Origin of the sequence: Prevotella rectalis, from assembly GCF_900607215.1 — a bacterium.
GTDB classification, from domain to species: domain Bacteria; phylum Bacteroidota; class Bacteroidia; order Bacteroidales; family Bacteroidaceae; genus Prevotella; species Prevotella brunnea.
Genome location: NZ_LR027822.1, coordinates 908,877 through 919,700, shown reverse-complemented (window position 1 = coordinate 919,700; position 10,824 = coordinate 908,877). Strand labels below are relative to the sequence as shown.

The following is a 10,824-nucleotide window of genomic DNA, read 5'->3' as shown; positions in this document are numbered from 1 at the left end:
AGAGGTATCGTATGGCTCATAAAGAAACGAATTTGACAGACAATGAGATATTGCGCCAGAAGATAGTGAACCTCCAACACGCATTGTCTTTGGAGAAGATGCGCAGCCGTGCCTATGAGAAACTCATAGAGATAGCCGAATCCGAGGAGGGTATCAGCATCTTAAAAAAAGATGGTGCCAAACAGTAACGGCGCTGCGTGAGGAGTTTCCCGGTGTATCCGTGGAATTCCTCTGTGGGCTGTTTGGCAAGAAACGCCAGTGGTATTACGCAAGCAGCAAGCTTGTGATTTCTGAGCGGCAAAGGCGTAAACTGATAGTTGACAATGTACTCTACTATCGTGCCTGCTGTCCCGGGATAGGCGGTGTGAAACTGCACGTCCTCCTCAAGTCGGAGCTAGGTGAAGATGTTACTCATGGTCGCGACTCCTTCTTAAAAGTACTTGCTTCAGAAGGACTTATGCTTCCCAAGAACAAGCGAAGACGTACAACGGACTCCAATCATCCTTATAGGAAGTATCCTAATCTTGTACAAGGTGTTACGGCAATGTATGCTAACCACATTTGGGCAGCCGACATAACCTACGTTTGGATTTACGGCAACGTCCTGTACCTCCATCTCATTACAGATGTTTACTCACATGCTGTCATAGGCTGGTGCTTATCCGAAACCATGGAGGCTATAAATACGAAGGAGGCATTGCTAATGGCAGTTAAGGCAGCCGGAGGAGGCAACCTCTGCGGAACGATACACCACTCTGACAGAGGTTCGCAATACGCCTGCCACCTATATGTTGAAACTCTTATGTGCCACCATATCAGGGTTAGTATGACAGAACGGTACAATCCTACGGACAATCCTGTGGCGGAAAGGACGAATGGAACCTTTAAGGTTGAGTGGATTTACCAGCAGGAGATGTACCGAGATTATGACCAGGCCAACATGGAAATCTCCAAGGCAATAGCCTTCTACAACTACAGACGACCGCATATGAGCATAGGAATGAAATGTCCGATGGATGTCTATAGAGGCGAACAGCCCGGGAGAAATCTTTGGAAAAAGAGATAAATGCTTGCAAAAAAGAAAAATATAAAGTATCTTTGGAACGCCGAAAATATGGCGAACGACGGTCTTATGCCATCTTCACCAAAGGTCCCAGGGGGCATCGAGCCCCCTAAGACCTTGCCGAAAATATGACGGAACTTAGGTGTTGTCCATCTTCTTTTATGCAAGTGCACTGACTTCAAATTTAAACTATATAATGTTAATGTCAAGTCATTCAGTAAATAAGAAAATATTTGACAAGTAAAACAGAAATACATCGTCAGATCTGACAAGTGAATTCAGGAAAAGACAACGGTTTACAAATAGTGTTTCAAAAGCTTACCTTTTGCCTTGTAAAAGCTAAGCTTTTATGACGCAAAAGCTAAGCTTTCGCGACGCGATTGCTATCGTTTGAAAAAACTTCTCATGTTTTTCCCCCCGGAGGTAGAATTGTGGTGAAGAAATAAGAGGATTAAGATGTTCGGCAGAAAGAAAAAAACTGTTTTCCGGTGTTTTATTCTCTTGCCGCTGCGCCATGAGAAAAGATGCAACCGAAGGGGGATAACCTTATGATGGACTTGAGCTAAAAACTTTCAATTGTTATATTAATGAAATATTATTCGATTATTGCAATACTTTCGATATAAATTCTTAAATTTGCAATCTATTAATTTCAATTATTGTTATGGTTCTTGATGAATTAACAGCTGTGTCGCCCGTAGATGGTCGTTATAGAGGAAAAACTGAGAAGTTTGCCAATTATTTTTCAGAATACGCACTCATCCGTTACAGAGTGAGAGTAGAGATAGAATATTTTATCAGTCTGTGTGAAATCCCCCTACCTCAACTGAAAACGTTCGATGCGACTCTTTTTGAGGAGTTGCGCAAGATATATCGTGATTTCTCCGAAGATAGCGCACGACGCGTCAAGGAGATTGAAAAAGTTACCAACCATGACGTGAAAGCCGTGGAATACTTTCTCAAGGAAGAGTTCGACAGGATTGGTTCACTCGAGGCCTACAAGGAGTTTATCCATTTCGGACTTACCTCTCAGGATATCAACAACACCAGCGTACCCCTTTCTCTCAAGGAAGCTCTTGACGAAGTCTTCATTCCGCAAGTGGAAGAACTCATAGCTCAACTGACAGCCTATGCCAACGAATGGAGCGATGTACCCATGTTGGCAAAGACACATGGTCAGCCGGCGTCCCCTACACGTTTGGGGAAAGAGATACAGGTGTTTGCCTATCGACTCGAGGAACAACTTCAGTCACTCAAGGCTTGTAAACTTACCGCTAAATTCGGAGGAGCCACCGGCAATTACAACGCCCATCACGTTGCCTACCCCCGGTATGACTGGAAAGCCTTTGGCGATAAGTTCGTGAGCGAGAAATTGGGACTTTGCCGAGAGCAGTTCACCACCCAAATTAGTAATTACGACCATTTGGGTTCTATCTTCGATGCCATTCGGCGCGTCAATACCATAATCATCGATTTGGATCGCGACATTTGGATGTATATCTCCATGGAATATTTCAAGCAAAAAATCAAGGCGGGCGAGGTCGGATCGAGTGCCATGCCCCATAAGGTGAATCCTATCGACTTTGAGAATAGTGAGGGCAATATGGGCATTGCCAACGCCATCTTGCAGTTTCTCGCGCAGAAACTACCCATCAGCCGTTTGCAACGCGATCTGACCGACTCCACCGTCTTGCGTAATGTGGGCGTTCCCCTCGGACATAGCGTAATCGCCATACAGAGTACGCTGAAGGGACTTCGCAAGTTAATCTTAAATCAGGATAAGCTCAATGCCGACTTGGAGGACACGTGGGCTGTCGTTGCCGAAGCCATACAAACCATTCTCCGGCGCGAAGGTTATCCACATCCTTATGAAGCGTTGAAAGCTCTTACCCGAACCAACGAGCGCATGACAGAAGAAAGCATACACAACTTCATCAAGGAATTAAATGTGAGCGAAAGTGTAAAAAAGGAACTGATGGCGATTGCACCGCAAAATTACACGGGATTGTAAACTCATCCCTTCGTTCCCTACACGATGGACGCATGGAACATATTATTTGTAAATAAAAAGAAAGAGAATATATACAACACAAATTATGAAGAAAAATGACCGTGAGGTCAAACGTGAAAAATTTAAAGTAAAACAACTATGACAGAAGAATTAGAAAACAAAGAAGGTCAGTCCGTTCAGAATGAAACTAACCGTGAAGGCTATTCACCCGACGGACAGAATGGCGCAGAGAGAGAGTATCGTGGTGCGGTTCATCAGCAGCGTCCGCGCATTCATTCACAACGAGCTTACGTAAATCGTAACGGAAACGACGAGGGCTTCCGTCCGGAAGGATTTGGAGCCAATCTCGGGGGAAACGCCGGTGACGAACGTCAAGGAGACTATCGTCCGAGAAACAATAAACCTTATGGAGGCTATCAGGCTCGTCAGGGCGGTTATCAGCCTCGTTCGCAGCAGGGAGGCTATCGTCCAAGATATAATAATCAAGGCGACTCCAACGATTATCACTCTCGTCAGGGCGGTTATCAAAACTATGGCTATCAGAACCGTCAGCAACAAGGCGGTTATCGACCTCGTTATAATCAGGACGGAGAACAAAACGCTTACCAGCCTCGTCCGCAGCAGGGTGGCTATCGTCCGCGTTACAATCAAGAAGGTGAGGAACATTCCTATCCCACCGGCGGTTACCAGAATCGTGGCGGTTATCAGAATCGCGGCTATAACAACCGTGGGGGCTATCAACCTCGTCAGGGAGGTTATCAGAATCGTGGCTATAATAATCGCGGCGGTTATCAGAACCGTGGCTATAACAATCGCAATGGATACGGACAGGGCGGCTACCGTCAGCATACAGCCGATTATGATCCCAATGCGAAATATTCTTTCAAGAAACGCATTGAATACAAGGAAGAGAATATTGATCCCAACGAGCCTTTGCGCTTGAACAAATACCTTGCCAATGCCGGAGTTTGTTCACGCCGAGAGGCTGATGAGTATATACAGGCAGGTGCCGTTTCCGTGAATGGAGAGGTGGTTACCGAGTTGGGAACCAAGGTGCTGCGCTCCGATGAGGTAAAATTCAAGGACGAGATCGTTTCTTTGGAAAAGAAAGTCTATGTGCTGCTGAACAAGCCCAAAGACTATGTTACCACCAGCGACGATCCCCAGCAACGCAAGACGGTCATGGATTTGGTCAAGGACGCTTGTCCGGAGCGCATCTATCCCGTAGGACGTTTGGACAGAAACACCACCGGTGTGCTTCTGCTTACCAATGATGGCGATTTGGCAAGTAAACTTACTCATCCAAAATTCTTGAAGAAAAAGGTTTATCATGTCTTCCTTGATAAACCGGTTATGCCACAGACTTTGCAACAGATTTCCGATGGCATTGAATTGGATGATGGCGAGATTAAAGCCGATGCCATAGAATATCCCGACGACCGAGACCAGTGTCAGGTGGGGATAGAAATCCATAGCGGAAAAAATCGTATCGTTCGCCGTATCTTCGAGAGCTTGGGCTATCGTGTGGTAAAACTCGACCGCGTACAGTTTGCCGGACTGACAAAGAAAAACCTTCGTCGCGGCGATTGGCGTTTCCTTACCGAGCAGGAAGTGGATATGTTGCGCATGGGCGCTTTTGAATAAGATCAGCCAACACTCCTCCGTGAAGAGGAGAAAGAAACCAAGAGAAATATGAATACCAAAGCTCACTATCTTTTCAAGGTGTGGGCGAAGGTCTTAATTTTTACAATCAATGAAAAGAACAAAAGTCGTCGATGCGTTACAGTGCACCGACTTTGGAAAAGATATCAACGTGAAAGGATGGGTGCGTTCCCATCGTAGTAGTAAGGCTGTCGATTTCATTGCTTTGAACGATGGCTCCACCATCAAGAATATTCAAGTGGTCATCGACCCGGCAGCCCTCGATCCCGAACAACTAAAGAACATTACCACCGGTGCCTGCATCAGCGTTACCGGAAAATTGGTGGAAAGTCAGGGCAAGGGACAGACTTCCGAGATTAGGTGCGGCGAGATGGAGATTTATGGTTTGTGTCCGAGCGACTATCCCATGCAGAAGAAGGGACAGAGCTTTGAGTATATGCGCAAGTATGGGCACATGCGTCTGCGTACCAATACGTTCGGTGCCGTATTCCGCATTCGCCACAATATGGCGATAGCCATTCATCGCTATTTCCATGAACACGGATTCTTCTATTTCCACACTCCTTTGATTACGGGTAGCGACTGTGAAGGTGCCGGCAACATGTTCCAAGTAACCACTCTTGATTTGGATAGAGTGGCTAAATCGGGGAAGGTAGAATACGACAATGACTTCTTTGGCAAGAAGACCCACCTGACGGTTTCCGGACAGTTGGAAGGGGAACTGGGAGCAACATCGCTCGGAGCCATCTATACTTTCGGACCCACGTTCCGTGCTGAAAATTCAAACACGCCTCGCCATCTGGCAGAGTTTTGGATGGTTGAGCCGGAAGTGGCGTTCATCGACCAACAAGAACTCATGGACTTGGAGGAGGACTTCATTAAATATTGTGTTCGTTGGGCTTTGGAGAATTGTAAGGACGACCTTGAGTTCCTGAACAAGATGATTGACAAGGAACTCATTGCCCGTTTGGAAGGAGTGCTGAAGGAAACGTTTGTCCGCCTTACCTACACGGAAGGTTTTGATATTCTCAAAAAGGCACAAGACAATGGCGTGAAGTTTGAATTCCCTGTTTCGGAATGGGGAATGGATCTCAGCAGTGAGCATGAACGCTATTTGGTGGAACAGCATTTCAAACGACCGGTAATCATGACCGATTATCCAAGCGAGATAAAATCGTTCTACATGAAGAAGAATGCCGATGGCAAGACCATGCAGGGAACCGACGTGCTCTTCCCTCGCATCGGAGAAATCATCGGTGGTTCTGTGCGTGAGGAAAGTTATGAGAAACTGTTAGCGGAAATTCGCGCGCGTGGCATGAAAGAAGAAGTTTACGACTGGTATCTCGATACGCGTAAATACGGTTCCTGTCCGCATGGTGGCTTCGGGTTGGGATTCGAGCGTCTCATCCTTTTCGTTACCGGCATGCAAAACATACGCGATGTCATTCCGTTTGCTCGCACACCCAAGAATGCCGAGTTCTAAATCTATGGGTATGCGATAACATTGAACAAATGAACCTTTCTCGCGACACCCATGAAAATACCACCGGTGAGTTGCTCCCATGCAACGACCGGTGGCATTTTACATTTATTTAAATTCCAAAACATTCTTGAATTTCTCTTGAACTTCTTGGCTTTCTAAGTCTTTTTGCTTATTCTCATCTTCTTGTTTTTTTAGAAATTGTGGAGTTTACAGCTTTTCCATGATTGCAAAATAGCTATGGCTCTTAAGCCCCTTAACCCTCATCACTCTGAAGTTACAAGCCAATAGTGTCCTAAATTTTCTTCATTCATCCACCCAAAGCTTAGCTTTCACTTTCCAAAAGCTTACCTTTTGCACTGCAAAAGGTCATGAATTATGCTGCAAAAGCTAAGCTTTTAAATCGCAAATAATATCGTCCTGATTATTAGCAGATTACAAAACGTATCCCCGATGCGGTTTTTGTAATATAATTTCATGGTGCCGGGCAGGTCGAATGTTCGCTATCAAGTGTCTGTTTACCACCACCTGAATACGAATTGGAGTCATACGCCATATCTGATTTAGAGAAAAACACGTCAAGTCTTATGATTTATGCGGTGTTTCGTGAGTTTTCGAAAAAAAATATTTAGGACACTATTGGTTACAATCGCAATAAAACTTCGATGCCATGAAAGAAATCTGTGAATGATGATACAAAAAACGAAAAAAAGCATTACCTTTGTAGAAAATTTAAGGAGAGGAGAATTGCAAAGGTGCAACAAATAGCTCGAAAACCTACTGTGGAACGACTATCTGAACGCGGAAAACATTTATTGGAACATTTATCAAGAAACCTCGAACTTGCAAACCTTCCCTTTGAAAGTTATATTTGAAACGTATTATTTTGTGAATCATCATGTAGTGACATCGGCTCGATTATCCGAGGAGATAATGACCATTATGAGAGACATAAAGTAGATGGGAATTTATGAAACTGGATAGTACGGATTCTCTGTCTGCAGCCAACGAAGCCGAACGATTTTCCAATGTGGAGGGTCAAAGGCTACCGGACGGCAACCGGCACACTGAACCTATTCTTTTGAGTGGCTCAGAAGAGAAGCAGTGCTTGCAAGTTGGTGGGGAAAGCGAGAACAACCCAATGAAAAACCATTCGCAGACCACCGATTCTTGGTGTTATCTCTTCACCCATTGCCGAAGAACTTCGGTTTTCGAAGAGAAATTAAAGACAGATGGTCGCGTCTTTTTTATCCACAAAAGCGTAAAATATGTTCGTAAGTATGGGCGAGGAGTAAAGGAAACAACAACTCCCACCGTTAGCGGACTTATCTTTCTGCAAGGGCAACCAAAAGAAATACAAAACTATCTCAATACTAAATTTCCAGGCTATTGGCTGTGTAAGAATTGCAGCACCGGCAAGCCGGCTGTAATCCCCCACCAACAGATGGAACCTTTCATGCGCATCGCGGAGGTAGAGCCCGACCGTATTCGCTTTCTCATGCGCCCATTTCAATATTATGCCAAAAACCGCACCTTACTTCGCATCGCATCGGGCAACCTTGCCGGACTGGAAGGCTACGTCATACGCATGGCGCGCGACCGAAGATTGGTGATGGATGTCGGCGGAAAGAGCATCGCCATTTCGGGCATTCACAATGAAAGGTTTGAGGAGGTTGGGAAAAACGAGACGCATAAGAAGTGTGGCGACATCTTCTACAAGCGCAACCTGCAAGAACGCAATGCTTTCATCGATCGATATTTCCATCCGGTAACCTCTGAGAGTGAAGTGGCTGCCCAAAAAGAGAATATAGAAATTCTTAGATTGCAAATCCTCTCCGATGAACAGGTGGGGAAGATTAACGTTAAAGAAGCTTTTGCGTCTTTTGCGTTCATGATAGAAGAAATCGGATATTATTATGCACCCTTTTTTCAATCCTCTGGCAATCGTCTGCAACCACTTTTCGCGGCAGGGACAAAGGTCTTTCAAGAGATGAGAAACATCTTGTCCGATTCCAAGCAAGATGAAGATTTTAGTGCATGGGGCAATTCTGTTTATGCCGACTTAAAGACTAACTACGCTTACCTCTTTGATGAGGTGTAATGCGTATTGCTTCCACTTGCTCCACTTTATAAACATGGCATAATCCTAAATGAGTTTTGCCGACAAGGTGAAATCACAATAAGAGAAAATAATTTTATGAGAGATATGCGCAACTTCAAAGATATTAAGATTGCTGTGGCAGGAACAGGCTATGTGGGAATGAGTATTGCCACATTGCTCTCACAGCATCACCAGGTAACGGCGGTGGATGTCATTCCTGAGAAAGTGGAAAAGATTAACAATAAAATCTCTCCCATTCAGGATGATTATATAGAAAAATATTTGGCTGAGAAACCCTTGAATTTAGTGGCAACGCTCGATGGAAGATCCGCTTACGCTGATGCCGATATCATCGTTATCGCTGCGCCTACCAATTATGACCCGGTAAAAAACTATTTCAATACGAGCCATGTGGAAGAAGTCATCGATTTGGTGTTGGAAGTAAATCCCGATGCCATTATGATTATCAAATCAACCATCCCCGTGGGATATACTCGGACTCTTTATTTGAAGTATGCCCAAAAAGGCGTGAAACGCTTCAACCTACTCTTCTCACCGGAGTTCCTGCGTGAGAGCAAGGCACTCTATGACAATCTTTACCCGAGTCGCATCATCGTGGGCTATCCCAAGTTGATAGACAAACCTGAGTTCAAAGAGGAAAACAACGCCATCAAATTGATTACCGATGTGGAGATGCTGCGAGAAGCCGCTGCTACATTTGCACGGCTCTTGCAGGAAGGCGCCGTAAAGGAGAACATAGACACGCTTTTCATGGGCATGAAAGAAGCCGAGGCAGTGAAACTCTTTGCTAACACCTACCTTGCGCTTCGTGTGAGCTATTTCAACGAGTTGGATACCTATGCCGAGATGAAAGGACTCGATAGCAAAGCCATCATCGAGGGCATAGGACTGGATCCGCGCATTGGCACCCACTACAATAATCCATCGTTCGGTTATGGAGGATATTGTCTGCCGAAAGACACGAAACAACTCCTTGCCAATTATCGCGACGTACCACAAAACATGATGTCGGCAATTGTTGAATCCAACAGAACCCGAAAAGACTATATATCGGACGCCGTGCTGCGTATGGCGGGTTATTATTCCGGTAACGGACAATGGGATGCCGCCAAAGAGCACAATTGCGTAATCGGTGTATATAGACTGACCATGAAGTCCAACTCCGACAACTTCCGCCAGTCTGCCATTCAGGGAATCATGAAACGCATTAAGGCAAAGGGAGCGGAAGTGATTATCTACGAGCCGACACTCGACGATGGCGCAACTTTCTTCGGCAGTAGGGTGGTGAACAATCTAAAAGATTTCAAGACACAAAGCAAAGCCATCATTGCCAATCGCTTCGACGACTGCTTGAAAGACGTGGAAAACAAGGTATATACACGTGATATCTTCAGAAGGGATTGAAATGCTGAAAAATAACGTAAATCTGAGGGGGAAGACAATCCTTGTTACAGGTGCCGCCGGCTTCATAGGCAGCAACCTTGTGAAACGTCTTTTTCACGATGTGGAAACCGTGAGAGTGATCGGCATGGATTCGATAACCGATTACTATGATGTGAAAATAAAATACGAGCGTCTGCGAGAAATCGAGCAAATGAATCGCGATTGGACTTTCGTCCATGCCTCCATTGCCGACAAGGATGCGGTGGAAAAAATCTTCGAAGAAAACAAGATTTCCGTGGTCGTCAATCTCGCGGCTCAGGCAGGGGTGCGTTATAGCATCACCCATCCCGATGCTTACATTCAAAGCAATCTCATCGGCTTCTATAACATCCTTGAAGCCTGTCGATATCATGAAGTGGAACATTTGGTATATGCCTCCTCATCATCGGTCTATGGAAGCAACAAGAAGGTACCCTATTCCACAGACGACAAGGTGGATAATCCCGTAAGTCTGTATGCTGCAACGAAGAAGAGCAACGAGCTGTTGGCGCACGCTTACAGCAAACTTTACAACATCCCCTCAACGGGGCTTCGCTTCTTCACTGTTTATGGACCTGCCGGACGCCCGGACATGGCATATTTCGGATTCACCGATAAACTCGTAAAAGGTGAGACCATTAAGATTTTCAATTACGGCAACTGCAAACGCGACTTCACCTATATTGACGACATTGTGGAAGGCGTAGTTCGGGTGATGCAACACGCGCCCGAAAAGCACAACGGCGAGGATGGGCTTCCCGTTCCCCCTTATAAAGTATATAACATTGGCAACAACTCTCCCGAGAACCTCCTCGACTTTGTGTCTGTTCTCCAAGAAGAATTAGTGCGTGCCGGAGTGCTTCCCACCGATTACGACTTTGATGCCCATAAGGAACTCGTTCCCATGCAACCCGGCGATGTACCCGTAACTTACGCCGACACCGCGCCCTTGCAGCGCGACTTTGGCTTCAAACCCGGCACTCCCCTGCGCAAAGGCTTGCGCAAGTTTGCCGAGTGGTATAAGAGCTATTACCAAACAAGTAGAAATAATAACTAAATATCAT

Annotated in this window: 7 protein-coding genes and 1 pseudogene; all 8 read left to right on the top strand. The window is 45.5% G+C overall.

The features are described from left to right. Window positions 1–188, top strand: a pseudogene (locus E0E16_RS13730) (hypothetical protein); the annotation flags it as partial. Between the two features lie 32 nt (window positions 189–220). Then, window positions 221–1,066, top strand: a complete 846-nt coding sequence (locus E0E16_RS12220; RefSeq protein ID WP_255418181.1) for an IS3 family transposase — start codon at window positions 221–223, stop codon at window positions 1,064–1,066. Window positions 1,067–1,727: 661 nt separating this feature from the next. Then, window positions 1,728–3,074: an adenylosuccinate lyase gene (gene purB / locus E0E16_RS12215; RefSeq protein ID WP_130830472.1), complete on the top strand. Its 1,347-nt coding sequence runs from the start codon at window positions 1,728–1,730 to the stop codon at window positions 3,072–3,074. A 138-nt stretch (window positions 3,075–3,212) separates the two neighbouring features. Continuing rightward, a complete protein-coding gene (locus tag E0E16_RS12210; protein ID WP_130830471.1) occupies window positions 3,213–4,718 on the top strand; it encodes a pseudouridine synthase in 1,506 nt (501 codons plus the stop codon). A 109-nt stretch (window positions 4,719–4,827) separates the two neighbouring features. Next, window positions 4,828–6,219, top strand: a complete 1,392-nt coding sequence (gene asnS / locus E0E16_RS12205; RefSeq protein WP_130830470.1) for an asparagine--tRNA ligase — start codon at window positions 4,828–4,830, stop codon at window positions 6,217–6,219. Window positions 6,220–7,186: 967 nt separating this feature from the next. Next, window positions 7,187–8,317: a hypothetical protein gene (locus tag E0E16_RS12200; RefSeq protein WP_130830469.1), complete on the top strand. Its 1,131-nt coding sequence runs from the start codon at window positions 7,187–7,189 to the stop codon at window positions 8,315–8,317. Window positions 8,318–8,422: 105 nt separating this feature from the next. Further along, the gene (locus E0E16_RS12195) at window positions 8,423–9,742 is read left to right on the top strand and encodes a UDP binding domain-containing protein (RefSeq protein WP_130830468.1); all 1,320 of its coding nucleotides are present in this window, start codon (window positions 8,423–8,425) and stop codon (window positions 9,740–9,742) included. Between the two features lies 1 nt (window position 9,743). Continuing rightward, a complete protein-coding gene (locus E0E16_RS12190; RefSeq protein WP_130830467.1) occupies window positions 9,744–10,817 on the top strand; it encodes an NAD-dependent epimerase/dehydratase family protein in 1,074 nt (357 codons plus the stop codon). The last annotated feature ends 7 nt before the right edge of the window (window positions 10,818–10,824 follow it).